The sequence below is a fragment of the Streptomyces sp. NPDC085866 genome, from assembly GCF_044541035.1.
GTDB lineage: Bacteria > Actinomycetota > Actinomycetes > Streptomycetales > Streptomycetaceae > Streptomyces.
The window spans coordinates 41,091-66,844 of record NZ_JBITSQ010000001.1 but is presented as its reverse complement, the minus strand read 5'-3'; the positions used below and the strand labels follow the sequence as shown (position 1 = coordinate 66,844).

Here is a 25,754-nt window from a genome sequence, read left to right as displayed (position 1 = left end):
TGCGGTCAGTGCTGGTAGCCGTAGACGCCGCGGGCCTGGTCGCGGACGAGGCGGCCCTTCTCCAGCTCGATGACGCGCTTGCGCATCTGGTCCACGATGTTCTGGTCGTGCGTCGCCATGATCACGGTGGTGCCCGTCCGGTTGATGCGGTCGAGCAGCTTCATGATGCCGACGGAGGTCTGCGGGTCGAGGTTGCCGGTGGGCTCGTCGCAGATGAGGAGCTTGGGCCGGTTGACGAAGGCCCGCGCGATGGCCACGCGCTGCTGCTCACCACCGGAGAGCTCGCCCGGCATCCGCTCCTCCTTGCCGCCGAGCCCGACGAGGTCGAGCACCTGGGGCACGGACTTGCGGATCTCGCCGCGCGACTTGCCGATCACCTCCTGCGCGAAGGCCACGTTCTCCGCGACCGTCTTGTTGGGCAGGAGGCGGAAGTCCTGGAACACCGTCCCGAGCTGGCGGCGGATCTGCGGCACCTTCCAGTTGGAGACGCGCGCGAGGTCCTTGCCCAGGACGTGCACCTGGCCGTGGCTGCACCGCTCCTCGCGGAGGACGAGCCGCAGGAAGGTGGACTTTCCGGAGCCGGAGGACCCCACGAGGAAGACGAACTCGCCCTTCTCCACTTCCAGGGACACATCCCTGAGCGCGGGGCGGGTCTGCTTGGGGTAGACCTTGGAGACGTTGTCGAATCGGATCACGGATGCACCACGGGTCGCCGGGGGTAGATGTGCGTGACCATACGCGAACCGAGGGCGGGGGTGCAGGGTCCGGGCGGGGTTGGGGGAGGCTTGTGCGTTTTTGTACGGGACTTTTCGACGAGGGTGAGTTTCCCCACCCGGAGGCACGGGCCGTATCGACATACGGCTCCGCCGCGGGGGGCGCGCCCAGCCCCCACGGCCCGCAGCCGCGCCACGACGGAATCCGCCCCTCTACAGGCGCCCCGCGCAAGCTCCGCGGGAACCTGGCAGAGTGGAGGGGGAACGTTCTCGTTCCCGTGTGCGTTATATGTGTGATGGCCGGTGCAAGGAGGGCGAGCGCATGACGTACGACCGGTTGGTGTGCGCGAACTGCGCGTCGCCTGTGAGTGAGGGCCGGTGCCCGGTGTGCCGTGCCAATCGCGAGCGGCTGCAGCAGCAGGAGGGCTTCTTCGCCGGGCTGAACCCGATGGCGCTGATCACACTGCTCGCGGTGCTGATCGCCGCGGTGGCGCTGCTGGCGCACCAGACCGCGTAAGAAGACCCCAGGAACGCCGGAAGGGCCCGGAGCGCCAAGCTCCGGGCCCTTCCGCCTGCACTGTGCCTACAGCACGTGACCGTGAGGCTACGCTCAGGCGGCCGCGCCGCCCCGGCCGTTCACCAGACGCGGCAGGACGCGGAAGCCGATGCCGCCGGCGATCATGGTCGCGGCGCCGACGATCAGGAACGCGGTCTGCCCGGCACCGGTCTCGGCGAGCTGCTTGTCGCCGCCCTGGGCCGAGGTGTCCGAACCCGTGTCGGTGAGGGCCGAGGAGCCCTCCTCCTGGGACGCGTTGTTGTTGCCGCCGTCAGGGGTGGTGTTGCCGTTGCCACCGGTGCTGCTGTTGCCGCCCGAGTTGCCGTTGCCGCCCGAGTTGCCGTTGCCGCCGGTGTCACCGCCGGTGCTGCTGCCGCCGCCGGTCGAGCTGCCGCCGCCGGTGCTGCTGCCGCCGGTCGAGCTGCCACCACCGGTGCTGCTGCCACCGGTGCTGCTGCCACCGGTCGAGCTGTCGCCGCCGGTGCTGCTGCCGCCGGTCGAGCTGCCGCCGGTCGAGCTGCCACCACCGGTGCTGCTGCCACCGGTGCTGCTGCCGCCGGTCGAGCTGTCACCACCGGTGCTGTCGCCACCGCCGATGACGCCACCGATGCTGGCGGTGCCGCCGGTGCTGTCGTCGCCGCCGGTCGTGGTGCCACCGGTGGAGTCGTCGCCGCCGGTCGTGGTGCCACCGGTGGAGTCGTCGCCACCCGTGGTGGTGCCGCCCGTGGAGTCGTCGCCACCGGTCGAGCTGCCGCCCGTGGTGTCACAGACACCGACGGGGTCGCAGCCTCCGCCGGTCCCGCCGTCGTCGTTGCCGTCGGCGCTCACGCCCAGGGTGATCGGACCCGCCTGGACGCCGAGGTCCAGAGCCGAGGCGGCACCTGCGGCGGTCAGCGAGGCGCCGGCCGCGATCACGGCGCCGGCGGCTATCCGCGCGACCCGGATCCGCGTCTTCTTCGTCATATGGTTGCTACCCCCAGTAGCTGTTCGTCAATGAGGCGGCGTGCGGGGCTTGCCGTGATCGACGGAGGTAGCCGTGGCGAGATGTGCGCCAATTCCCCCGGTTCACATGCGCCCCAGAGATACGCATGCCACGCTTCAGCCTTCCCATTTTTCAAAGCAACGTCAAGGCCATTGCGCGCGCATTGTCCGACGGGGCGGCGTTTGGGGGGACTTGGAGCCTGTGAGTGTGATGTAAAACCCAGACAAAAGACAACTGCCGCCTCTCGGGCGGCAGTTGTCATGTCGACAAAGTTACTTCTCCTGCTGCTTGCGCCAGCGAATGCCGGCCTCCAGGAAACCGTCGATCTCGCCGTTGAACACGGCTTCCGGGTTACCCACTTCGTACTCGGTGCGCAGGTCCTTGACCATCTGGTACGGGTGCAGCACGTACGAACGCATCTGGTTGCCCCAGGAGTTGCCGCCGTCGCCCTTGAGGGCGTCCATCTTGGCCTGCTCCTCCTGGCGGCGCCGCTCCAGCAGCTTGGCCTGGAGGACGTTCATCGCGGTGGCCTTGTTCTGGATCTGCGACCGCTCGTTCTGACAGGAGACCACGATGCCGGTGGGCAGGTGGGTGATGCGGACCGCGGAGTCGGTCGTGTTCACGCCCTGGCCGCCGGGACCGGAGGACCGGTAGACGTCGATCCGCAGCTCGCTCTCGTCGATCTCGACGTGGTCGGACTGCTCGACGACGGGGAGGATCTCGACACCGGCGAAGGAGGTCTGGCGACGCCCCTGGTTGTCGTAGGGCGAGATCCGGACGAGCCGGTGGGTGCCCTGCTCCACGGAGAGGGTGCCGTAGGCGTACGGCGCCTGCACGGAGAAGGTGGTCGACTTGATGCCGGCCTCTTCCGCGTACGACGTCTCGATGAGCTCGGTCTTGTAGCCACGCTGCTCGGCCCAGCGCAGGTACATGCGCTGCAGCTTCTCGGCGAAGTCGGCGGCGTCGACGCCACCGGCCTCGGCGCGGATGTTGACGAGCGCCTCACGGGCGTCGTACTCACCGCTGAGCAGCGTCCGGACCTCCATCTCGTCCAGCGCCCTGCGCACGGAGGCCAGCTCGGACTCGGCCTCGGCGCGGGTGTCCGGGTCGTCCTCCTCCTCGGCCATCTCGAAGAGGACCGCGAGATCGTCGATCCGGCCGCGCAACGCCTCCGCCTTCCTGACCTCGGCCTGGAGGTGGGAGAGCTTGCTGGTGATCTTCTGCGCCTCGTCCGGGTTGTCCCACAGGGACGGCGCGGCCGCCTGCTCCTCGAGCACGGCGATGTCTGCCCTCAGCTTGTCGAGGTCCAGGACGGCCTCGATCGACTCCATGGTCGAGGAGAGGGACTTCAGCTCTTCGGATACATCGACGACTGCCACGCCTCCAGCGTAACGGCTCCGCCGCTCGGCCAGGGCCGAGCGGTGAGGAGTACCTCTCCGCCCACCTCTCTGCCCACCTCGCGCCTACGGCGTCGAGGTGCTGTGGGTCTCCTGCGGCGGCTCGTCGTCCCCGGAGGTCGCCGCCCACGCACCGACCCCTATGGCAGCGGCCAGGACCACCCCCGCGACGCTCAGGGTGATCCTGCGGCGCCGGGCGGCGGCGCGGTGGCGGGCCGAGCCGGGGCGGGGTGCGCCGGACGCGCGGGGGGCTCGCGCCGTGCCCCGTGCTCCTCCCGCCAGCTCGTCGGGCGCCGGCACCCGCATCGACGTGTGGGTGTCCCGGTTGGAGTCCGGCTTGGCCCCCGGCACCAGGGAGACCGCGCCCCGGCGCCGTACGGGCTCCCCGGGCGCGGCCGGGGCCGGGGCCTCCTCCGGGCCGTCCTCGTCCGACTCCGCGTCCGGCTCGTCGACGTCCAGCGGCGGCATCCCGGCCAGGGTCGGCAGCTGCTCCCGCAGTCGCGACGCCAGCTCGGACGCCCGCAGCCGCGACGCCGGTGCCTTCGCGAGGCACTGCACGATCAGCTGCCACAGCTCGTCGGGGATGCCCGGCAACGGTACGACCGTCTCCGTCACGTGGCGGCGCAGCACCGCCCCCGGGTGCCCGCCCCCGAAGGGGGTGAAGCCGGCCAGCAGCTCGTACAGCACCGTCGCGAGGGCGTAGATGTCGACCGAGGCGCGCGGCGGCAGGCCCTCGACGATCTCCGGGGCCAGGTAGTCCGGCGTTCCGATGATCTTCGTGGCCCGGGTCCGCTTCGGCGAGTCGATCAGCTTCGCGACGCCGAAGTCCGTCAGCAGGGCGGGGTGCGCGCCTCCCGGGCCGAGCGGGCCCTGCATGTCCAGCAGGACGTTCTCGGGCTTGACGTCCCGGTGCACGACCCCGGACGCGTGGGCCGCCGCGAGCCCGTCGGCGATGTCGGCGACGATCGCCACGGCCGCCTCGGGGGCCATCCGTCGCTCACGCTCGAGGCGGGTGCGCAGATCGGTGCCGCGCACCAGGTCCATGACGAGCGCCAGGTCGTTCCCGTCGACCACGAGGTCGCGCACGGTGACGATGTGCGGGTGCTCCAGGCCGAGCAGTGCGGTGCGCTCCTGGACGAAGCGCCCGACGAGCTCCTGGTCGGACGCGAGGTCCTCACGTAGCAGCTTGATCGCGACGGGCCCCTCGGGTCCCTCGCCCAGCCACACCGTGCCGGCGCTGCCCCGCCCCAGGATCTGGTTGGCGGTGTACCGGCTGCCGATCTTCCGTGCCAAGACTGCTCCTACTGACGCGTGTTGCCGACGCTGCGTCATTCCGGGGGCTCTGACAACAGCGGCTGCCGTCGCGTGCCCCCGGATCCCCAGCCGACAGACGACTCCCAGCCGACAAAGCTACGCGTCGAACGAGCCAACCTTCACTGCGGAGACGGAAATCACCCGCCAGGTGTCGACAAATCCCCAAACTCGCGGTCAGTTGCCGCTGCCGGTGGAGGAGCCCAGCTGCTTGAGCCAGTGGCCCACCTGTCCGGCGAAGTGGCTCACCTCGTGCCAGTAGCCCCTGCCCTGGCCGACCCAGGTGTGCAGCGGGGTCAGGTCCCAGATCAGCCAGCCGGCCACGACCAGGATGACGATCGTGAACAGGCAGCCCTTCAGGCAGCCGAGTCCGGGGATCTTCATCGGGTTGGCGCTGCGCTGCCGCGCCGGCCGGGGCTCGCGCGCGGGCCGCTGCGGCTCCGGGGCGGGGGGCGCGTACCGCTGGGGCTGCTGCGGCGGGGCGTACTGCTGGGGCTGCTGCTGCGGATAGCCGTACCCGGCGTGCGGCTGCTGCTGGCGACCGCGCGGCTGCGGATGCTGCGGGCGCGCCTGGGGGGCCTGGCGCGGCTGCTGCTGCGGCCGGGCGACCTGCCGCTGCGGGCGGCGGCGCAGCGGGTCCTCGTCGGGGTCGAGGTACTGGATCTGCGTCTGCTCGTTGCGGTCCCGGGCGGCGCGCAGCTGGGTCTGCCAGGGGTGCGGCTGATCGGGCTGCTGGCCCGGCTGGCCCTGCGGCATCGGCGGCAGGACGGCCGTCGGGTCGGCCGCGCCGGTGTTCGGCAGGACGGCGGTGGGGTCGGCCGCGCCGACGGGGCCACCGGTGTGCGGCAGCACGCTGGTCGCCGCGTTCGGGTCGAACGCCCCCTGCGGCGCGTTCGTCGGCAGCACCTGGGTGGGGTCGGCGGCGCCGGGCACGCCCGGGACGGCGGTCGGGGCCGGGTCCGGGGCCAGCAGGGCGCCGACGCCCTCGGCGGCGGCGATCTGGGCGGCGTTCGCGTGCACGCCGACGCCCTCGGCCACGACCCGGAGCCCGCGCGCGAGGTTCTCGGCGCTGGGCCGCTGGTCGGGGTTCTTGCGCAGGCAGCGCTCTATCACCGTCCACAGCGGGTCCGGGACGGTGGAGGGACGGCGCGGCTCGGCGCTCAGGTGCTGGTGCAGCACCTCCAGGGCGGTGCCGCCGGAGAACGGCGGGTGGCCGGTGACCAGTTCGTACAGCAGGATGCCGGCGCCGTAGATGTCGACGGCGGAGGTCTGCGGGCGGCCCTCGGCGGACTCCGGCGCCACGTACGCGGGCGTGCCGACGAACTCGTGCGTGCGGGTCAGGCCCGGGGAGTCGGCGAGGCGGGCGATGCCGAAGTCGGTCAGCATCGGGTGCATCCGGCCGTCGAACTGCTGGAGCAGCACGTTGGCGGGCTTCAGGTCGCGGTGGACGACGCCGTCGGCGTGGCTCGCGGCGAGGGCGTCGGCGATCTGCGCCGTCATCAGCGCGGCGGCGACCGGCGTGAAGGGGCCGTTCTCGCGCAGGTAGCGGTGCAGGTCGGGGCCGTCGACGAGGTCCATGACCAGGGCCAGCAGATCGCCCTCGACGACCAGGTCGCGGACCCGGACGATGTTGGGGTGGGTGAGCCGGAGCAGGACGGAGCGTTCCCGCAGGAACCGCATCACGATGTCCGGGTCGCCGGCCAGCTCCTCCTTGAGGACCTTGATCGCGACCGTCTCGCCGGGCTGGCCGGCCACGGCCGCCTCGGCGCCCGCGGTCTCGCGCTGGCGGGCACGCCAGACGGTGCCCGTGGCGCCGCGTCCGAGCGGCTCCTCGAGCAGGTACTTGCTGCCGACTGGCCGCACGTTCCGCGCTCCCTGCTGTCTGTTCGCCTGTGTTCCGATGTTCCGGCCCACTGTAGTGCCGCCCCCGAGGGCACTACGTAAACGTTCCCGTCGATGTTCGAAGGAAAGACGCTCGCCTTGGACTCCTGGTTGCCCAGTGCCGGACGTGACCGATCTCAACTGATCACCGGCGGATTACTGGTCAGGCACTTTTGGGGGCAGAGCTGACCAATCAAGATCACTTGGCACCGGGCCGCGGGCGTGTTGTCAGTGACAGGTGCGAGGATGCGTGCAGTACTGGCCGACGTGCTCGTGCGGGGGTGGGGGATGTCCGCGCCCGGGCAGAAGGGACCGCTGCGCCGATGCAGATCCGGCTGACCGTCGTAGACCCGCTGGGCCCGTCCCCGCAGCGGGGCCGCGCCGCGAGCCGCGACGTGCTGGTGACGGCGCCCGCGGGCACGGACCTGGCCGCGGTGGCGTCGGCACTGGCCACGGCGGTCACCGGAGACGGCGGCACGGGCCGGGACACCGGCGGCGCCTCGGTGGTCCTGTACGCGGGCGCGGAGCGGCTGGACCCGCGCCGCTGCACCCTCGGCGAGCCTCCCCTGGTCGACGGCGCCGTGCTGTCCCTGGGCGCCCCGGCGGCCCCCGAGCCGCATCCCGAGCTGGACGACGCCCCGACCCAGCTGCACGTGGTCGCGGGCCCGGACGCGGGCGGGGTCCATCTGCTGCACGGTGGCCGGATCACGGTCGGCCGCTCCGCCGACGCCGACGTCCCGCTGGACGACCCGGACGTCTCCCGCCTGCACTGCGCGGTCACGGTCGCCACCGACGGCCGTGTCTCGGTGGCCGACCTCGGCTCCACCAACGGCACGGCCCTGGACGGCACCCGTGTGAGCGACCGCGCGGTGCGGTTCGCTCCGGGGGCCCTGCTGAGGATCGGCGAGTCCGCCCTGCGGCTCACCCCGTCCGGCGGCCCCGGGGCGCGGGTACGGACGGTGCCGGACGGGGAGGGTTGCGTGCGCTTCGCCCCGGGACCGGCCGGCGAGGCCGGTGATCCGGGTGCGGCGGGCGCCGCCGGGCACGCGCGCGTGGAGCCCACCTCGGGCCCGGCCGCCGGCGGCCCCTCAGGACCGACCCATCACGCGTACGGCACGGCAAGTTGGGCTGCCCCGGGCGCAGGCGCGGGGGTTCGGGAGCACCGGCGCGGCGAACAGCCGGCGGTACCGGGCCAGGGCGGGGCACCGAGCATCGAGACGCGCGACGGGGACGCAGGGGAGCCGGGTTCGGCTCCCGGCAGGGCTTCCGTCGACGGGGCCGACGGCTTCGGGGCCGGCGGACCGAGCGGCGAACGCCCGGCACCCGGGATGCCCGGCGCGACCACCGGCGCCGGGGACACGGCCGCAGGCCGCTACGAGGCCGGCGGACCGGGCGGTGAAATCGGCGCGCCCGGCATATCCGGTTCCATCTCCCGTGGCGGGGACACCCACGCGGGGCGGTACGGCGTCGGCGGCCCGGGCGGCCTGACCGGAGCCGCCCACGACGGTACGACGAGCCGCGGCCCGGCGTCGGACAGCGCCTCTTCCCGCACCGGCGCGGCGGAGGGCCGCGGCCGCAAGGACACCCCGCTCCGGGGCACCGACGCCCCCGAGGGCGGCCGCCGCCGTGGCGGAATCGGTGCCTGGGCGCGACGGCTGGCCGGTGGACGCGGGGAACAGCCCGATGCCCGGCCGGAGGCGTACGGCGCCACGGAGGCCGGTGCGGGCGGCGTGCAGGCGGCCGATGTCCGGCAGCTGCCGGAGACCTGGCCGGATCCCGCCGCGCTGCTGCTGACGGCGCTGGGTCCCGGGCCCCGGCTGTGGGAGCGGGAGCCGGGACACCCGGAGGCGCTGACCGTGCGGCTGGGCACGGCCGACCGGAGCGCACCGGACGGCTCGGGCGTGCTGCCCGCCGTACCGGTGACCGCCGCGCTGCGCGAGGCGGGTGCGCTGGGCCTGGCCGGTCCGCGCCCCCGGCTGTCCGGGCTGGCTCGCGCGGTGCTGGCCCAGCTGGCCGCACTGCACTCCCCCGACCTGTTGGAGATCGTGCTGATCAGCGCGGACCGCAGCCGTCCCGAGGAGGAGCGGACGGCCGAGTGGTCCTGGCTGGGCTGGCTCCCGCACGTCCGCCCGGGCCACGGCCAGGACTGCCGCCTGTTGCTGGCCTACGACCGCGAACAGGCGGCGTCCCGCACGGAGGAACTGCTGCGCCGGGTGGAGGAGTTCGCGGCGACGGGCCGCGGCGCGGCCCGGTCGGCCTCGGTGACAGGGGCCGTCGCCCCGTCCACCGGCCCTGCCGGACAGGCCTCGCCCGCCGCACCGGCAACGGCACCCGGGACGGCCCGGCACACCGCCCCGGACCCCGCCTCCCCGCACGGCACCACCGCCTCCGCCCGCCGCCCCTCCTGGGCCAGGGAAGGCGCCGAGCTGGACGGCTTCGGTGGCTTCCCGGGTCCGTTCACCGTCGTCGTCGTGGACGGAGACCCCGGCGGTGCCTCTCTGCAGGAAGCCCTGGCGCGGCTGGCCGTGGCCGGTCCGCGGGCCGGGGTCCATGTCGTCTGCCTCGCCGAGACCGTGGCCACGACGCCCGCCTCGCCCGTGGCGCAGACGTACGAGGCGGCCTGCGCGGTCACGCCCACCTTCCGGCACTGCGGGGCCGTGGCCCTGCTCAGCGGCGATGTCGCCGGTGCGCTGCACCTGATGCGTGTCGCGCCCACCGGGCCCGTGGGCCCGGGGACCGTGGCGACCGTCGACGCCGTCTCCCCGGCCTGGGCGGAGCGGTTCGCGCGGGCGCTGGCGCCGCTCCGGCCGGACGGCCCCGTCGGCGAGCGGCACGCGCGCGTGGCCGTACCCCTGCCGCAGTCGGCGCGGCTGCTGGACGAGCTGGGCCTGGCCCGGGCCACCCCGGCCTCGCTGATGGCGCGCTGGGCGGACGCGGCCGACGACACGGAGTCGCTGGGCGGCCGGGCCCGCGCCGTGCTCGGTGCCGGGCCGCACGGCCCGCTCACCGCCGACCTGGTGGCCGACGGGCCGCATCTGCTGATCGAGGGGCCGGCCGGCAGCGGCCGTACCGAGCTGCTGCGGGCGCTGGTCGCCTCACTGGCCGCCGCGGAGCGGCCCGACCGGCTGGGCATGGTGCTGATCGACGGCCGGGACGGCGTCGGCGCGGGCGCGGGGCGCGGTGAGGGCCTGCGCGTCTGCACGGACATACCCCATGTGACGACCCACCTCATCGCCAACGACCCGGTCCGCATGCGGGAGTTCGCCCAGTCGTTGAGCGCCGAGCTGAAACGGCGCGCGGAGTTGCTGGGCCGGACGGACTTCGCCCAGTGGCACGCGGGGCGTGCGGTGTCCGGCCGTATCGTCGCGCAGCGCACCCCGGGCGGGCGCCCGGCGGTCTCGGGGGCCGGGGACATAGAGGCGCCGCCCAGCTCCACGCTGCGGCTGCGGCCCGGCGCCGCACGCAAGCGCACCGAGGCCGCACCGCCGCTGCCCCGGCTCCTCGTGGTCGTCGACGACCTGGACGCGCTGGTCTCCCCCGCGCTCGGCTCGCCGGGCCGGCCCGCCGCCGGATCGGTGATGCGGGCCCTGGAGGCGGTGGCCCGGGAGGGCGAGCGGCTCGGCGTGCACCTCGTAGCCGCGGCCGGGGCGGGCGGTCGTACGGCGGAGACGGAGCCGGCCCGGCAGGCCACCCTGCGGGTCACGCTGGACACGCCGACGGCCGGGCCCGAGGAGCCGGCGCCGGGGCGCGGCAGGCTGGCGTACGCGGACGGGCGGACCGTCGGTTTCCAGGGCGGCCGGGTGACGGGCCGTATCCCGCGCACCGCGACCCAGCGGCCCACGGTCGTCCCGCTGGAGTGGCAGCGGATGGGCGATCCACCGGCCCGCCGTCCCGTGCGCGAACTGGGCAACGGCCCCACCGACCTGGCCCTGCTGGCGAGCGCGGTGGAGCGGGCGGCCCGGGAGGTCGCCGCGGCGGAGGTGCCCTCTCTCCTTTAGCCGGAATCCGTGCGCATACTTCCCTGATCACGAGCCGGTCACGATGACCCGCCGGACGGCGCAGGCGCTCTTGCCGCCCTTGTGCGGCCCGGCGTAGACCGGACCGCACGGAACAGTGTTCTGACGTTCAGCGGAGAACGACGAACGGGGAAGTGATGCGTGGCAACAGCAACACCATCCGGACACACAGGGCCGTCACCACGGTCGCCGCACTGCTCGCGGGAGCCCTCGCGCTCACCGCCTGCTCCAGCGGCGACGGCAAGAAGGGCAGCGGCGACACGAGCGGCGGGGCGACCGCGAGCGGCTCCGGCGTCACCCTGCCGAAACTGAACGGCGCGAGCCTGGAGGTCGCCGCCGTCTGGACCGGCACCGAGCAGGCGAACTTCAAGAAGGTCCTGGCGGAGTTCGAGAAGCGCACGGGCGCGAAGGTGACGTTCGTGCCCGCCCAGGACCCGATCATCAACTTCCTCGGTTCGAAGATCGCGGGCGGTCAGCCGCCGGACGTGGCGCTGCTGCCGCAGCCGGGCGCGATCAAGCAGGCCGTCGACAAGAAGTGGGCCAAGCCGCTCGGCCCGGACGCGCTCAAGGAGCTGCAGAAGAACTACTCACAGGGCTGGCAGGACATCGGCAAGGTCGACGGCAAGCAGTACGGCGTCTACTACAAGGCCGCCAACAAGTCGCTGATCTGGTACAACGCCAAGGTTCTCGAGAACGCGGGCGCCAAGGAGCCGAAGACCTGGCAGGAGCTGCTGACCGCCGCGCAGGCGGTGTACGACTCCGGTGTCACCCCGTTCTCGGTCGGCGGCGCCGACGGCTGGACGCTGACGGACTGGTTCGAGAACGTCTATCTGTCCCAGGCCGGGCCGGAGAAGTACGACCAGCTCGCCCAGCACAAGATCAAGTGGACCGATCCCTCGGTGAAACAGGCCCTGACCACGCTCGCCCAGATCTGGGGCAAGAAGGACTATGTGGCGGGCGGCGCGGACGGCGCCCTGCAGACCGAGTTCCCGAACTCCGTCACGCAGGCCTTCACCGGCGGGGACCAGCCGAAGGCGGCGATGGTCTACGAGGGCGACTTCGTCCAGGTCAACATCGGTGACACCAAGGCGAAGGTGGGCACGGACGCGAAGGTGTTCCCGTTCCCGGCGGTCGGCTCGACCGCGCCGGTGGTCTCCGGCGGTGACGCGGCCGTCATCCTGAAGGACTCCAAGGCGGCGCAGGCGCTGGCCACGTTCCTGGCCTCCCCGGACGCGGCGACCATCCAGGCCAAGCTCGGCGGCTACCTCTCGCCGAACAAGAACGTGCCGGACTCGGCCTACCCCAACCCGGTGCAGCAGAAGATCGCCAAGGCGCTGATCGCGTCCGGCGACGACTTCCGCTTCGACATGTCCGACCAGGCCCCGCAGGCCTTCGGCGGCACCCCGGGCAAGGGCGAGTGGAAGGACCTGCAGGACTTCCTGAAGAACCCGAAGGACGTGGCGGGCACCCAGGCGAAGCTGGAGAAGGACGCGGCGGCGGCCTACGGGAACGGGAGCTGATCCGGCGATGGCGTCGGCAGCGGCGGCCGGGACCCCACCGGGTCCCGCCGCACCGAAGAGCCGCAGGAGCGTGACCGGCACCCGCAGGACGGTGGCAGCCCTGTTCCTGCTGCCCGCACTGGTACTGCTGGGCGCGCTCGTGGTCTACCCGATCGGGTACTCGCTCGTCCGCAGCTTCTACAACGCCTCGGGCGACGGCTTCGCCGGCATCGACAACTACAAGGCGCTGTTCACGGACGACGGCATCCGCACCGCCCTGAAGAACAACATCATCTGGGTGGTGTTCGCGCCGACCGTCTCCACGGCCCTCGGTCTGGTCTTCGCGGTGCTGACCGAACGGGTGCGCTGGGGCACGGCGTTCAAGCTGGTCGTCTTCATGCCGATGGCGATCTCGATGCTGGCGGCCGGGATCATCTTCCGGCTGGTGTACGACCAGGACCCGGACAAGGGTGTCGCCAACGCGGTGTGGGTGGGCGTGCACGACACCTTCGCGCAGTCGTCGGCGTTCCCGAAGGCACACCCGGGCCGCGAGTCTCCGCTCGAACCGGACCAGGGCGGCTTCATCACCTCGTCCTCGGTGCACACCGGGCAGACGGTCACGCTCCCGCTGGTCGGCGTCGCCCCCGACCAGATGCCCGACGGCGCGAAGAAGGCCGTGGCGGCCGAGCCGGAGCCGGGGAAGATCACCGGCACCACCTGGCAGGACTTCACCCGCGGCAAGGGCGTCGGGAAGCTGGGCGTGCCCGACCCGTCCGAGCTGGGCTACGCCGGGATGCGGATCGAGGCGGTGAAGGACGGCACGGTGGTGGCGTCCACCGAGGCGGCCGGCGACGGCACCTTCACGCTGCCCGCGCAGGCTGACGGCGCCCGGCTGAGGCTTCCCGCGAACAACTTCAGGGAGCCGTACAACGGCGTCGACTGGCTCGGCCCGTCGCTGGTCACCCCGGCCATCATCGGGTCGTACGTGTGGATGTGGGCGGGCTTCGCGATGGTGCTGATCGCGGCCGGGCTCGCGGGCGTGCCCCGGGAGCTGCTGGAGGCCGCGCGGGTGGACGGCGCGAGCGAGTGGCAGGTGTTCCGCCGGGTCACCGTGCCGCTGCTCGCTCCGGTGCTGGCGGTCGTCACCGTCACGTTGATGATCAACGTGCTCAAGGTGTTCGACCTCGTCTACATCATCGCGCCGGGATCCTCCCAGGACGACGCGAACGTGCTGGCCCTGGAGCTGTACCGCAAGGGCTTCGCGGAGGGCCAGCCGGGCATCGCGAGCGCGATCGCGGTGTTCCTGCTGCTCCTGGTGATCCCGGTGATGCTGTTCAACATCCGTCGGCTCAGGCGGGAGGTGCGGCGATGACGACCGCTGCCGGAAGCATCGGAAAGGCGGCGGCCGCCGACATGACCGTGAAGGCCAGGCAGTCGCTCGGTTCGAGGATCGCCGAGCGGCTCAGCGGCGGGCTGGTCCGTGTGTTCCTCATCCTCGTCGGCCTGTTCTGGCTGGTGCCGACCATCGGTCTGCTCATCTCCTCGCTGCGCACACCGGAGGACATGAGCGCGAGCGGCTGGTGGAAGGTGTTCACCCAGCCGTCCCAGCTGACCTTCGAGAGCTACCAGAAGCTGCTGGAGAACAGCGACATCACCAGCTCTCTGGTGAACACGGTGCTGATCACGGTCCCGGCGACGATCCTGGTCGTGGTGATCGGCTCGCTCGCGGGCTACGCGTTCGCGTGGATGGAGTTCCCGGGCCGGGACTGGTGGTTCCTCGGCGTGGTCAGCCTGCTGGTGGTGCCGGTGCAGGTGGCGCTGATCCCGATCGCCGAACTGTTCGGCAGGATCGGCCTGTTCGGGACCATCTTCGGGGTGATCCTGTTCCACGTGGGCTTCGGTCTGCCGTTCGCGGTGTTCCTGCTGCGGAACTTCTTCGCGGAGATCCCGCGGGAACTGCTGGAGGCGGCCCGCCTCGACGGTGCCGGTGAACTGCGGCTGTTCGCCCGGGTGGTGATGCCGCTCGGCGGGCCCGCGATCGCGAGCCTCGGCATCTTCCAGTTCCTGTGGGTGTGGAACGACATGCTGGTCGCGCTGGTGTTCACCAAGTCCGGCTCGCAGCCGATCACGGTCGCCCTGCAGACGCAGGTACGGCAGTTCGGCAACAACATCGACGTCTTGGCGCCGGGTGCGTTCATCTCGATGGTGATCCCGCTGGTCGTGTTCTTCGCGTTCCAGCGGCAGTTCGTGTCCGGGGTCATGGCGGGCGCGGTCAAGTAGCAGCAAAGGGACACTTTTCGAGGGGCGGGTCTCAAGAGGCCCGCCTCTCCCACTGGGGTCTGGGGGTGTCCCCCAGAAAACACAGCACCCGACGTCCCCCACATGCCGTACGAACCGTAACCAAATCACTCCATTGGCCGTTCCCGGGCAGAACGCCCGCGCCGACCGACCCATGGATGTCCCTTGCCCAGGTTCAGTGTCATTGTTCCCGCGTACAAGGTCCAGGCGTACCTCTCGGAGTGCCTGGACTCGGTGCTCTCTCAGTCGTATCCCGACCTCGAGCTGATCGCCGTGGACGACTGCTCGCCCGACGCCTGCGGCGCCCTCATCGACGAGTACGCCGCCCGCGACGCGCGCGTGAAGGCCGTACACCTGGCCGAGAACCAGGGCCTGGGCCGCGCCCGCAACGCCGGCATGGCCCGGGCGACGGGAGACTACCTGGTCTTCCTGGACAGCGACGACACGCTCACCCCGGAGGCGCTGCGCTCGATCGCCGACCGGATCAAGGAGACCGGCGAGCCGGACGTCCTGGTCTTCGACTATGCACGCACCTACTGGAACGGCGCGGTGGAGCGCAACAAGGTCGCCGCCCAGCTCACCCAGCAGGGCCCGGCGCCCTTCCGTCTGGAGGACCGTCCGGGGCTGCTGCGGGTGCTGATGGTCGCCTGGAACAAGGCGTACCGGCGGGATTTCGTCGCGGAGCAGGGCTTCGGGTTCCCGGCCGGCTACTACGAGGACACGCCCTGGACCTTCCCGGTCCTGATGGCGGCGGAGTCGATCGCCACCCTGGACCGGGTGTGCGTGCACTACCGGCAGCGGCGACAGGGCAACATCCTGTCCACGACCAGCCGCAAGCACTTCGACATCTTCGAGCAGTACGACCGGGTGTTCGCGTTCATCGACGGGCGGCCCGAACTCGCCCGGTGGCGCGCCGTGTTGTTCCGCCGCATGGTCGACCACTTCTCCACCGTGTTCACCAAGCGGGACCGGCTCCCGCGCGGCACCCGGGGCGAGTTCCTGCGCAAGGCCCGCGCCCACTACCGCCGTTACCAGTCCCGTGGCGCCTCCGTCCCGCTGCGCACCCGGTTGCGCCACAGCCTCGTCCGCTTCGGCCTGCACCGCACCTACCGCGCCCTCCAGCTGACGATGTCCGCCCGCCGCCGCGCCCTCAAGGCCACCGTCAAGCTCGCCCGGGCCGTCCGCGCCGGCGTCCTCCAGCTGCACTACCGCGTCCAGCTGCGCCTCCCGCTGCGCTCCGACCGGGCCGTCTTCGCCGCCTACTGGAACCGGGGCCACGGCTGCAATCCGGGCGCCCTGGAGGAGGCGTTCCGGACCCACGCCCCGCACATCCGCACCGCCTGGATCGCCCGCCCCGAGCACCAGCACACCGTCCCGCCGGGCCCGCGCCGGCTGCGTCCGGGCAGCTTCGGCTACTGGACGGCACTGGCCCGCTCCAAGTACCTGGTCAACAACGTCAATTTCGACCGTCGGCTGAGGAAGCGTCCCGGCCAGGTCTTCGTCCAGACCCAGCACGGCACCCCCCTCAAGCACATGGGCCTCGACCTCCAGGAACGCCCGGCGGCCGCCGGTGACATGGACTTCGAGGAGCTTCTGCGGGGCGTCGACAAGTGGGACTACATGCTCTCCGCGAACCGCCACACCACCCTGACCTGGGAGCGCGTCTACCCCGGCGGCTACACCACGCTGGAGTACGGCTACCCGCGCAACGACGTGTTCCAGCGGGCGACGTCGGCCGACGTGGCCCGGATCCGCGAGTCGCTCGGCATCCCCGAGGACACGGTCGCGCTGCTGTACGCCCCCACCCACCGCGACTACCACCGCACCCAGCGCCCCGCCCTCGACCTGGACCGGATCCTGCGCCGGCTGGGCCCGCGCTTCGTGATCCTGGCCCGCGCCCACTACTGGCACCCCGGCCCGCTCGCCGAGGGCTCCGCCCGCATCGTCGACGTCGGCGACCACCCGGACATCGCGTCCCTCTGCCTCGCCTCGGACGCGCTGATCACCGACTACTCGTCGCTGATGTTCGACTACGCCAACCTGGACCGGCCGATCGTCGTCCACACCGAGGACTGGGACGCGTACGACGCGGCCCGGGGCACCTACTTCGACCTGCGCGCCTTCCCGCCGGGCGCGGTGGCCCGCAGCGAGGACGAGCTGATCGACATCTTCGCCACCGGCCACTGGCGCGGCTCGCGCTCCGCCCAGCTGCGGGCGGCGTTCCGGGAGCGGTTCTGCCCGTACGACGACGGACGCGCCGCCGAGCGCGTCGTACGGCACGTCGTGCTGGGCGAGCAGGCGGGCCGGCCGGCGTTCGTGCCGCTCGCCGAACGCAAGCCCGTGCCCTCGGCCGCGGCGGCGCTGGCCCGCTCCCCGCTGGCCACCGTGGAGCAACCTTCCGGCTCCCTCCCCGTCACCGAGAGCCGCTGAACAGCGTTGGTCCTACCGGGAGTTCCCATGCCCCTCAGCACTACGCGGCCCACTCCGGTCCGGCCGTCCACCTGGCGTCCCGCCGGACGGCCCAGCCGCTTCCGCAAGACAACAGAAAGAACAGAATGCCCCGCTTCAGCATCATCGTCCCGTCCCACGGGGTCGCTGGTCGGCTGTCCCAGGCGCTGGACTCGGTCCTCGGCCAGTCCTTCGGCGACCTGGAGCTGATCCCGGTCTGCGACGCTCCCGACGCCCCGGCCGCCGCGGTGGCCGCCGCATACGCCGAGCGGGACTCCCGGGTGACACCGGTCAACTCGCCGCCGGCCGCCGGTCTGAGCGGGGCCCGCAACGCCGGGGTGCGGGCGGCGACCGGCGCGTACGTGCTCTTCCTCGACGGCGACGACCTGCTGCTGCCGGGCGCGCTGGCGGCGCTGGACGCGCGGCTGACCGAGACCGCCGGTGTCGACGTGCTCCATGTCGAGCACGAGCGGACCCCCTGGTGGGAGGGCGAGCCGAGCAACCCGGCGGCCCCGCTGCTGGCCAGGGCGCCGAAGGGAGCCTTCGCTCCGGAGGTGTTTCCCGAGCTGACGGGCGTGCAGCTGCCGGCGTGGAGCGCCGCCTACCGCCGCACCTTCCTCACCGAGCACCGACTCGCCTTTCCCGAGAGCCACTTCACCGACCTGGGCTGGGGCGGGCTGACCACGATCGCCGCCGGGCGGATCGCGGTGCTGCGCCGAGTCGTCGTACGGCACCGGCTGCGCCGGCAGGGCAGCAGGCTCAACCTGCCCGGACCGCACCAGCACGCCCTGCTGGACCAGGTGGAGCTGGTGCTGACCCGGGCGGCCGACAGCGGGCTGTCCGCCGAGCGGACCCACGCACTCTTCGAGCAGCTCTTCGGGTACGTGCTGAAGACGGCGTCCCGGCCGCAGCGGCTGACCTCCGGACACCGGGCGTTCTTCCGCCGGGCCGGCCGGCTGTACCGGCGGCACCGGCCCGCCGGCTACCACGCCCCGGGCGGCAGCCTCGGCGTGCAGCACCGGCTGCTGGCGGCCGGCGCGTACACCGCGTTCCGCGCGCTGCGCGGCGCCAACCAGGCGACGGCCAGGGCGGCCGAGACCGTGCCGCGCCCGCACCTGCTGCGCACCCGGCTGCGCTACGCCCGCGACCTGCACCGCTCCCTCGACCCCGACCTGGCCGTGTACTGCGCCTACTGGGGCCGCGGCTACGCCTGCAACCCGGCCGCGATCCACGCCAAGGCCCGTGAACTCGCCCCGCACATCCGCTCGGTGTTCCTGGTCGAGGCCGACCAGGCGCACGCGATGCCGAAGGACGTCGAGCACGCGGTGATCGGCTCCCCCCGCTACTGGGAGGTGCTGGCCCGCGCCAAGTACCTGGTGAACAACGCCAACTTCGCCGAGGGCGTCGTCAAACGGCCGGGCAGTGTCCATCTGCAGACCCAGCACGGCACCCCACTGAAGACGATGGGCGTGGACCAGTCGACGTACCCGGTGGTGGCCGCGCAGTCCGGCAGCTTCACCAGGCTGCTGGGCCGGGTGGACCGCTGGGACTTCAACCTCTCGTCGAACCGCCACTCCACCCAGATGTGGGAGCGCGCCTTCCCCGGTTCGTACGAGCACCTGGAGTACGGCTATCCGCGCAACGACGTCTACTACACGGCGACCGCCGACGACGTCGCCCGTATCCGGCGCGAGCTGGGCGTGCCCGAGGACAGCGCGGCCGTGCTGTACGCGCCGACCCACCGTGACCACCACACCGGCTTCGAGACCGGCCTGGACCTGGAGGCGTTCTGCGCGGCGGCCGGCGAGGACGTGGTCGTGCTGCTGCGCGCCCACTACTTCTACGACGGGGGCCGCACCCGGAACTCCGGGCGGATCAGCCGCATTATCGATGTATCCGCGCACCGCTCCTCGGAGGACGTGTGCCTGGCAGCCGACGCGCTGGTCACCGACTACTCCTCGATCATGTTCGACTACGCCAACCTGGACCGGCCGATCGTCGTGTACGCCGACGACTGGGAGGTCTACCAGGAGACGCGGGGCGTCTACCTCGACCTGATGACGGAGCCGCCGGGACCGGTCGCCCGCACCGCCGAGGAGCTGGCCCGGGTCTTCCGCGACGGCTCCTACGCGGGCCCGGAGGCGAGGGCGCAACGGGCCGCGTTCCGCGAGCGGTTCTGCCAGTTCGACGACGGGCTGGCCGCCGAACGCGTCGTACGGCGGGTGCTGCTCGGCGAGCCGCCGGAGGCGATCCCGCCGGTGATCCCGCTCGCGGAGCGCATCCCCGCCCCCGCCGCCGCGACCCTCGTGAGGAGCTGACCCGCCGTGCCCCGCTTCAGTGTCATCGTCCCCTGTTTCAAGGTGCAGGGCTTCCTGCGCGAGTGCCTGGACTCGGTGCTGCTGCAGTCCTTCAGCGACCTCGAACTGATCGCCGTGGACGACTGCTCCCCGGACGGCTGCGGCGCGATCCTGGACGAGTACGCCGAGCGCGACCCGCGGGTGAAGGTGCTGCACCTGCCGGAGAACGTCGGCCTCGGCCGGGCCCGCAACGCGGGTATGCCGCACGCCACCGGCGACTACCTGTTCTTCCTGGACAGCGACGACACCCTCACGCCGGGCGCGCTGCGCGCCGTCGCCGACCGGCTGGCGGAGTCCGGCGACCCGGACGTGCTGGTCTTCGACTACGCGCGCACCTACTGGTGGGGCGGCACCCGGCGCAACGTGCTCGCGCAGGTGCTCACCGACGCCGGCCCGGACACCTTCACGGTCACCGACCGGCCGGAGATCCTGGACCTGCTGATGGTGGTGTGGAACAAGGTCTACCGGCGCGACTTCGTCGAGGAGCACGGCTTCGAGTTCCCGCCCGGGTACTACGAGGACACCCCCTGGACCTTCCCGGTCATGCTCAGCGCCCGGCGGATCGCCGCCCTGGACCGGATCTGTCTGAACTACCGGCAGCGCCGGCAGGGCAACATCCTGTCCACCACCAGCCGCAAGCACTTCGACATCCACGACCAGTACGAGCGGGTCTTCGCCTTCGTGGACGCGCACGAGGAACTGGCGGGCTGGCGGCCGTACCTGCACCGCAAGATGGGCGAGCACTGCCTGGACATCCTCGCCAAGCCGGACCGGCTGCCGCCCGCGGACAAGGCCGAGTTCTTCCGGCGCACGGCCGAGATGTTCCGCCGCCACCGGCCCGAGGGCGCCCTGGTGGACGGTGAGGTCGCCCTGCTGGAGGGCGGCTACCCGGCGTACCGGCTGAAGCGGCAGGCCGCGCGGGCCGGGCGCGAGGCCGGGCGGCGGACGGAGCAGCTGCGCCGGGCGGGCGCAGAGCGGGCCCGCCGCGGCTGGGCCGGGCTGCATGCGCACCGTCCGCTGGACCCGCACCTGGTGGTGTACTCGGCGTCCTCGCACCGGGGCGTGCTGGGCGATCCGGCCGCCGTGTACCGCAGGGCGCGGGAGATCGCACCGCAGCTGCGCGGAGTGTGGGTGGTCCGCGACGAGGAGGCCGCCGCGCAGCTGCCGCCCGACGTGGAGCACGTGCTCGTGGGCTCGCGGCGCTATCTGGAGGTCACCGCGCGGGCGAAGTTCTTCGTCAACGACGTCAACTGGCCCGGCTCACTGGCCAAGCGGCCGGGCAGCGTGCACCTCCACACCCACCAGGGCACCCCGCTCAAGTACATGGGCGCCGACCTGCTGGACAAGCCCGGGGCCCGGCTCGGCTTCGACGTGCCGCAGATGCTGCGCCGGGCCGACCGCTGGGACTACAGCCTGGTCGCCAACCGCCACTCCGAGCTGGTGTGGGAACGCGCCTACCCCTGCCACTTCACTTCGGTGCGCACCGGCAGCCCGCGCAACGACGTGCTGGTCGGCGCGGCGGACGGAGCCGGGGAAGCCGGCGCCGCCTTCCGGGTGCGGCACGGCATCCCCGAGGACCACCGGGTGGTGCTGTACGCGCCGACGCGCCGGGACTACCGGCGGGGCGGGCACGTGGACCGGATCGACCTGGCCCGGTTCGCGGCCGACCTGGGCGAGGACTGCACCCTCGTGGTCCGGCTGCACCCGACGCTGGCGACCGGTCCCGCGCGCGGGATGGGCCTGACCGAGCTGGCCCGGCGCGGGATCCTGGTCGACGCGACGGACGAGCCGCACGTCGAGGAGGTGATGCTCGCCTCCGACGTGCTGGTCACCGACTACTCGGCCCTGATGTTCGACTACGCCAACCTGGACCGGCCGATCGTCGTCCACGCCGACGACTGGGCCGCGTACACCGCGAGCCGGGGCGCCTATCTCGACATCACCGCCGAGGCGCCGGGCCATGTGTCCCGCTCCTACCGGGAGCTGGCCTGGCTGTTCGCCTCCGGGTCCTGGCGGGACGAGGAGGCGGCCCGGCTGCGGGCGGACTTCCGGGAGCGGTTCTGCGAGTTCGACGACGGCCGGGCCGCCGAACGGGTCGTACGGACGCTGCTGCTGGGCGAGTCGATGCCCGGGGGCGCTCCCGTGCGGATCCCGGGGCAGAACGTCGGAGGTGACCTGCTGGCCTCGACGTGAGGGCAGGCAGGTCACCTCAGGTGTTGCCGGGTGAGCCCGGGTCCTACTCGATGACGAGGTCGACCTCGACGTTGCCGCGGGTGGCGTTGGAGTAGGGGCAGACCTGGTGGGCGGTCTCGACCAGCTTGCGGCCGGTCGCCTCGTCCACGGTCTCGGGCAGCTCGACGCGCAGCGTCACCTTCAGGCCGAAGCCCTCGCCCTGCTTGCCGATGCCGACCTCGGCGGTGACGGCGGCGTCGCTGACATCCACCTTGGCCTGGCGGCCGACGAGGCCGAGCGCGCTGCCGAAGCAGGCGGCGTAACCGGCGGCGAAGAGCTGCTCCGGGTTGGTGCCCTGGCCGTTGCCGCCCAGCTCCACCGGCATGGCCAGGGCGAGGTCGATCTTGCCGTCGGAGGAGACGGCACGTCCCTCGCGGCCGTGGGTGGCGGTGGCGACAGCGGTGTAGAGCGCGTCCATGGAAGACCATCCCTCTCGAAGTCATGTGATCCGGCGGCTCCTGTCCGGCCGCCCTCACGACCACAAGTAGAGCACACAATTAAGTTGTGCACAACTTAATGGCTCGCAAGAGCTACCCTGGAGGCATGACCGCCACCCAGACCCCCGCCCCCGAGGCGGACTGGCTCCGCCTGGACCGCCAGATCTGCTTCTCGCTGCACGCGGCGTCCCGCGCCTTCAACAGCGTGTACCGCGTGATCCTCAAGGACCTCGGGCTCACCTACCCGCAGTACCTGGTGATGCTGGTGCTGTGGGAGCAGGGCGACCTGCCGGTCAAGAAGCTCGGCGAGCATCTGCGCCTGGACTCCGGCACGCTGTCCCCGCTGGTCAAGCGGCTGGAGGGGGTCGGCCTCGTCCGGCGCGAGCGCAGCGCCCAGGACGAGCGGTCGGTGCAGGTGCGGCTGACCGATGAGGGCGCGGCGCTGCGCGAGCGGGCCCTCCAGGTGCCGCGCCGCATCATGGCGGCGACGGGCTTCGACCTGGCGGAGATCGGTGAGCTGCGTGAACGCCTCGACCAGCTCACCACCGCGCTGGACGCGGCGGCACCGGACGAGGCCGAGAGCTCCCGCTGACGACCGGCCGGCGGACGTAGAGCCGCACGGTCACATCGCCCTGCACGGACTCCTCACCGGGTACGAACTGCGCCGCCAGCACGGCGAGTTTCGCCCGCTCGACGGGACTTCCCGGCCTCCAACGCCCCGCGAGCAGATCCCGGTCGGCGACCACCCACACCCGATCGAGCCCTGCCACCCGCCGCAGCAGACTCTCCGCCCCGACCTCCCTCCCGTACAGACTCCCCGAGCCGGCCCCCGACTCCGCCAACGCCACGTCCCGCACCCCTCGGAACGCCCCCGGATAGGAAAGAGCCGCGTTCCGCGTCTGCGCCGGCACGAAGAGCACGGAATCCCCGTCCCCGACTTCCCGCCCGGCAACTCGCGCCACGACAGCCAGGTCGTCGGGGCGGCGGCCCGGGTCGCGGTCGTCGCTGAGGAGGGGGAGTTGATGGGACAGGGCCAGGGCGATCAGGAGTACGCCGGCCAGGGGGAGGAGAGCGGAGCCGGGGAGGGGTCCGGTCTTCGACGGCAGCCGAGGGCGCCTTTTCGACCTGTCACCCGGCCACAGACGCCCGACGACCCCGGCCACCCGCTCGGCCCCCGCCGCCACCAGCAACGGCGCCCCCGACAGGGCGTACAGCACGTACCGGTCGACGTACAGCGGCGAAACCTGCGACACCAGCATCAGCACGGCCGGCGGCAGCACGGCCGACGGCAGAGCGACCCCCGCACAGGTCACCTCCCCCCGCCGCCCCACCAACCCCACAAGCCCCACCACGGCCAACCCCAGACACGCCCAGTACACCCCGTCCGTCGGCCCGAGAAACGTCCGCAGCAACCCTCCCGCCGTCTCCCACGTCGGCTCCCGCAACCACGCCACCTGAGCCGATTGAGCCCGCGACACAAGCACCATCGGTACCAGCGCCACCCCCACCGCACCCGCCGCGCACCCCCAGCCCCGCCACACCCGCACCCCCGCCCGGGCCAGCGCCAGCGACACCGCGTGGGCGAGCAGCAGCAGGACAGCGAACTCGTGCAGCCAGCAGGTGAGGCCGAGCACCACGCCGTACGCCCGCCAGGAACCCCCCTGCACGGCCCGGACGAACAGCAGCGTCGCTCCGGTGGCGCCGGCCGCGACCAGGGCGTACGAACGGCCCTCCTGCGCGTAGTGCCCGGCCATCGGCGTGATCGCGTACAGCAGTCCGGCCCACAGCCCGACACGCGGCCGCACCAGCCGTGCGCCGAGCCCGGCCACCAGACCCGCGGTCAGCGCCGCCGCGCACACGGACGGCAGCCTGAGGACGACCTCGCCGGGACGGACGCCGAGGACGGCGTGCATGAGCAGGTAGTACAGGCCGTGCACCGCGTCCACCCCGTGCAGCAGCCGCCAGATCTGCGGCACCGTGCGACGCGCGACCTGGAAGGTGACGGCCTCGTCCCGCCACATCCCGCCACGGTCCAGCCCCCAGAGCCCGAGCCCGAGCATGACCAGCGCGGGCAGGGACACGGACACGCACACGGCGAGCGCACTCCGCACACCTCTCGCCGCGCGAGTCGTTGTACCGGGTGCACCCGGTACATCCGGTGCATCAGCCGGTACGACAGCTGCTGCAGCCGCCCTGCGCGACTGTGGTTTCACAAGAGGCCCGACGTTCACCATGGCCCGATCTTTTGCGATTAGCCAACCTTTGCCGGTCATTGACGGCGTATCGGCATGGATACACCATCCGCGCAGATTAGGCTCCCACGTGATGAACCGTCTCCGTGTCACCCCCGGCCCGGTCCTCGCCCTCACCGCCGTATGGCTCGCCACCCGTGCCCTGATGTCGTGGCTGCTCACGCACGACAGCTCGCCCCTGCTGGGCGGGGGTTCGGTGCCGCGCGAGGTGTGGCGGCTGTACTTCCACTGGTACGGCGTCCTGTCGCACGGCGCGTTCCCGGCGCACGACAGCACCTGGCAGTACCCGCCCGGCGCCGGCGCGGTGCTGCTGGCGCCGGGCCTGCTCCCGTGGTTGACGTACTTTCAGGCGTTCGTGGTGCTGACGCTGGCCGCCGACGCGCTGATCACGGCGGCCCTGGTCCACGCGGGGACCCGCCCCGGGCGGAGCCTGTTCGGCGCGACCCTGTGGACCTGTGGTCTGCCGCTGCTGCTGCACCTGCCGCTCGCCCGGTACGACGTACAGGTGACCGCGCTCGCCGTCATCTCTTTGCTGACGTTGGGACGCTCCCCCCGCGCGGGCGGTGTCTTCGCCGCACTGGGCGCGCTGGTGAAGGTGTGGCCGAGCCTGGTGCTGCTCGGCACGCCCCGGGGGCCGATGACGCGGCGGGCGTGGGGATGGGCGGTGGCCGCCGGAGGCGCCTGCCTCGCGCTCCTTGCCGTTTCGTTCAACAATCCGCTGGCCTTCCTGCGGGAGCAGGGCGGCCGGGGTGTGCAGATCGAGTCGTTCGGCGGTACGGCGCTCAACCTGGCGCGGCACGCCGGCTGGTCCGGCCGGGCCCGCTACCAGTACGGCGCGATCGAGATGGTCGGCCCGCACGTGCCCGCCGTCGCCACCGCCTCCCTCGCGCTCACCGCGGCCGCCTTCGGACTGCTGGTGCTGTGGAGGGTGCGGGCGCGGCACTGGAGCCCTGCCACGCCGTACGACGCCGCGCTCGCCGCGGTGCTGCTGTTCACCGTAACCAGCCGGGTCATCAGCCCCCAGTACATGATCTGGCTGATCGGCCTCGCCGCCGTGTGCCTGACCTCGCGGCACACCAGCCAGCGTCCGGTGGCCGTACTGATCCTCGCGGCGAGCGCGCTCAGCTCCGTGGTGTTCCCGATGTTCTACCGCGAGGTGGTGGCGGGCAGCTGGACCGGCTGTCTGCTGGTGCTGGCGCGCAACGGGCTGCTGGCCGTCGCAGCGGTGCTGTCCTTCGTCCAGCTGTGGCGCTCCGCGCGGCCGCCGTCCGAAAAGCCGGCGCCCGCGACCCAACCCCGACCGGATTCCGACCGTCTTCCACACCGAGCCCTAAGCATCTCTTAACGGGGTATTACCGAGTATTTCTACGCTCCC

Annotated in this window: 17 protein-coding genes; 10 read left to right on the top strand and 7 right to left on the bottom strand. The window is 72.4% G+C overall.

The features are described from left to right. Positions 1 to 5: 5 nt before the first annotated feature. Complete coding sequence (gene ftsE / locus ACIF83_RS00245; protein WP_145882577.1) at positions 6 to 695, bottom strand: cell division ATP-binding protein FtsE; 690 nt, start codon at positions 693 to 695, stop codon at positions 6 to 8. 340 nt (positions 696 to 1,035) lie between these two features. Between ftsE and ACIF83_RS00240 the strand changes: the two genes are divergently transcribed. Continuing rightward, positions 1,036 to 1,230 carry a hypothetical protein gene (locus ACIF83_RS00240; RefSeq protein WP_393463791.1) on the top strand — a complete coding sequence of 65 codons (195 nt, stop codon included), beginning with the start codon at positions 1,036 to 1,038 and terminating at the stop codon, positions 1,228 to 1,230. A 93-nt stretch (positions 1,231 to 1,323) separates the two neighbouring features. Here ACIF83_RS00240 and ACIF83_RS00235 read toward each other — a convergent pair whose 3' ends face one another. From ACIF83_RS00235 to ACIF83_RS00220, 4 genes are all read right to left on the bottom strand, one after another. Then, positions 1,324 to 2,232: a hypothetical protein gene (locus ACIF83_RS00235; RefSeq protein WP_399722414.1), complete on the bottom strand. Its 909-nt coding sequence runs from the start codon at positions 2,230 to 2,232 to the stop codon at positions 1,324 to 1,326. 291 nt (positions 2,233 to 2,523) lie between these two features. Continuing rightward, positions 2,524 to 3,630, bottom strand: coding sequence for a peptide chain release factor 2 (prfB, locus tag ACIF83_RS00230; protein ID WP_393463785.1), 1,107 nt, complete (start codon positions 3,628 to 3,630; stop codon positions 2,524 to 2,526). Positions 3,631 to 3,714: 84 nt separating this feature from the next. Next, positions 3,715 to 4,941: a serine/threonine-protein kinase gene (locus ACIF83_RS00225; protein ID WP_393463782.1), complete on the bottom strand. Its 1,227-nt coding sequence runs from the start codon at positions 4,939 to 4,941 to the stop codon at positions 3,715 to 3,717. A gap of 195 nt (positions 4,942 to 5,136) precedes the next feature. After that, positions 5,137 to 6,822, bottom strand: a complete 1,686-nt coding sequence (locus ACIF83_RS00220; protein WP_393463779.1) for a serine/threonine-protein kinase — start codon at positions 6,820 to 6,822, stop codon at positions 5,137 to 5,139. 341 nt (positions 6,823 to 7,163) lie between these two features. Between ACIF83_RS00220 and ACIF83_RS00215 the strand changes: the two genes are divergently transcribed. The 7 genes from ACIF83_RS00215 to ACIF83_RS00185 all read left to right on the top strand — a co-directional run bounded on the left by ACIF83_RS00215 (position 7,164) and on the right by ACIF83_RS00185 (position 21,651). Next, on the top strand, positions 7,164 to 10,838 hold the full coding sequence (locus ACIF83_RS00215) for an FHA domain-containing protein (protein WP_399722409.1): 3,675 nt from the start codon (positions 7,164 to 7,166) through the stop codon (positions 10,836 to 10,838). Between the two features lie 155 nt (positions 10,839 to 10,993). Then, positions 10,994 to 12,376: an ABC transporter substrate-binding protein gene (locus ACIF83_RS00210; protein WP_393463773.1), complete on the top strand. Its 1,383-nt coding sequence runs from the start codon at positions 10,994 to 10,996 to the stop codon at positions 12,374 to 12,376. Positions 12,377 to 12,383: 7 nt separating this feature from the next. Then, complete coding sequence (locus ACIF83_RS00205) at positions 12,384 to 13,727, top strand: carbohydrate ABC transporter permease (RefSeq protein ID WP_399722406.1); 1,344 nt, start codon at positions 12,384 to 12,386, stop codon at positions 13,725 to 13,727. Then, positions 13,724 to 14,635 carry a carbohydrate ABC transporter permease gene (locus ACIF83_RS00200; protein WP_393463768.1) on the top strand — a complete coding sequence of 304 codons (912 nt, stop codon included), beginning with the start codon at positions 13,724 to 13,726 and terminating at the stop codon, positions 14,633 to 14,635. Before ACIF83_RS00205 ends, ACIF83_RS00200 begins: the two co-directional genes overlap by 4 nt. A gap of 183 nt (positions 14,636 to 14,818) precedes the next feature. Beyond that, positions 14,819 to 17,083 carry a CDP-glycerol glycerophosphotransferase family protein gene (locus ACIF83_RS00195; RefSeq protein WP_399722403.1) on the top strand — a complete coding sequence of 755 codons (2,265 nt, stop codon included), beginning with the start codon at positions 14,819 to 14,821 and terminating at the stop codon, positions 17,081 to 17,083. Between the two features lie 125 nt (positions 17,084 to 17,208). Further along, a complete protein-coding gene (locus tag ACIF83_RS00190) occupies positions 17,209 to 19,419 on the top strand; it encodes a CDP-glycerol glycerophosphotransferase family protein (protein WP_399722400.1) in 2,211 nt (736 codons plus the stop codon). Between the two features lie 6 nt (positions 19,420 to 19,425). After that, positions 19,426 to 21,651, top strand: coding sequence for a CDP-glycerol glycerophosphotransferase family protein (locus ACIF83_RS00185; RefSeq protein WP_399722397.1), 2,226 nt, complete (start codon positions 19,426 to 19,428; stop codon positions 21,649 to 21,651). Positions 21,652 to 21,694: 43 nt separating this feature from the next. Here the strand turns inward: ACIF83_RS00185 and ACIF83_RS00180 are convergent, their stop codons facing one another. Further along, the gene (locus ACIF83_RS00180; RefSeq protein ID WP_399722394.1) at positions 21,695 to 22,108 is read right to left on the bottom strand and encodes an organic hydroperoxide resistance protein; all 414 of its coding nucleotides are present in this window, start codon (positions 22,106 to 22,108) and stop codon (positions 21,695 to 21,697) included. A 98-nt stretch (positions 22,109 to 22,206) separates the two neighbouring features. On the opposite strand from ACIF83_RS00180, the gene ACIF83_RS00175 reads away from it, so the two are divergent. Next, positions 22,207 to 22,719, top strand: a complete 513-nt coding sequence (locus ACIF83_RS00175) for a MarR family winged helix-turn-helix transcriptional regulator (protein ID WP_399722391.1) — start codon at positions 22,207 to 22,209, stop codon at positions 22,717 to 22,719. Here ACIF83_RS00175 and ACIF83_RS00170 read toward each other — a convergent pair. Next, the gene (locus ACIF83_RS00170) at positions 22,667 to 24,220 is read right to left on the bottom strand and encodes a glycosyltransferase family 39 protein (RefSeq protein ID WP_399722389.1); all 1,554 of its coding nucleotides are present in this window, start codon (positions 24,218 to 24,220) and stop codon (positions 22,667 to 22,669) included. The genes ACIF83_RS00175 and ACIF83_RS00170 overlap by 53 nt on opposite strands. A gap of 232 nt (positions 24,221 to 24,452) precedes the next feature. Here ACIF83_RS00170 and ACIF83_RS00165 point away from each other — a divergent pair, with 232 nt between their 5' ends. Next, complete coding sequence (locus ACIF83_RS00165; RefSeq protein WP_399722386.1) at positions 24,453 to 25,724, top strand: glycosyltransferase 87 family protein; 1,272 nt, start codon at positions 24,453 to 24,455, stop codon at positions 25,722 to 25,724. Positions 25,725 to 25,754 lie beyond the last annotated feature (30 nt).

Excerpts from the sequence above, each read along its gene's own strand:
- ACIF83_RS00240 (WP_393463791.1), top strand. The coding sequence starts at position 1,036 with ATGACGTACGACCGGTTGGTGTGCGCGAACTGCGCGTCGCCTGTGAGT.
- ACIF83_RS00235 (WP_399722414.1), bottom strand. The coding sequence starts at position 2,232 with ATGACGAAGAAGACGCGGATCCGGGTCGCGCGGATAGCCGCCGGCGCC.
- ACIF83_RS00215 (WP_399722409.1), top strand. The coding sequence starts at position 7,164 with ATGCAGATCCGGCTGACCGTCGTAGACCCGCTGGGCCCGTCCCCGCAG.
- ACIF83_RS00210 (WP_393463773.1), top strand. The coding sequence starts at position 10,994 with ATGCGTGGCAACAGCAACACCATCCGGACACACAGGGCCGTCACCACG.
- ACIF83_RS00205 (WP_399722406.1), top strand. The coding sequence starts at position 12,384 with ATGGCGTCGGCAGCGGCGGCCGGGACCCCACCGGGTCCCGCCGCACCG.
- ACIF83_RS00200 (WP_393463768.1), top strand. The coding sequence starts at position 13,724 with ATGACGACCGCTGCCGGAAGCATCGGAAAGGCGGCGGCCGCCGACATG.
- ACIF83_RS00190 (WP_399722400.1), top strand. The coding sequence starts at position 17,209 with ATGCCCCGCTTCAGCATCATCGTCCCGTCCCACGGGGTCGCTGGTCGG.
- ACIF83_RS00180 (WP_399722394.1), bottom strand. The coding sequence starts at position 22,108 with ATGGACGCGCTCTACACCGCTGTCGCCACCGCCACCCACGGCCGCGAG.
- ACIF83_RS00175 (WP_399722391.1), top strand. The coding sequence starts at position 22,207 with ATGGCTCGCAAGAGCTACCCTGGAGGCATGACCGCCACCCAGACCCCC.
- ACIF83_RS00165 (WP_399722386.1), top strand. The coding sequence starts at position 24,453 with ATGAACCGTCTCCGTGTCACCCCCGGCCCGGTCCTCGCCCTCACCGCC.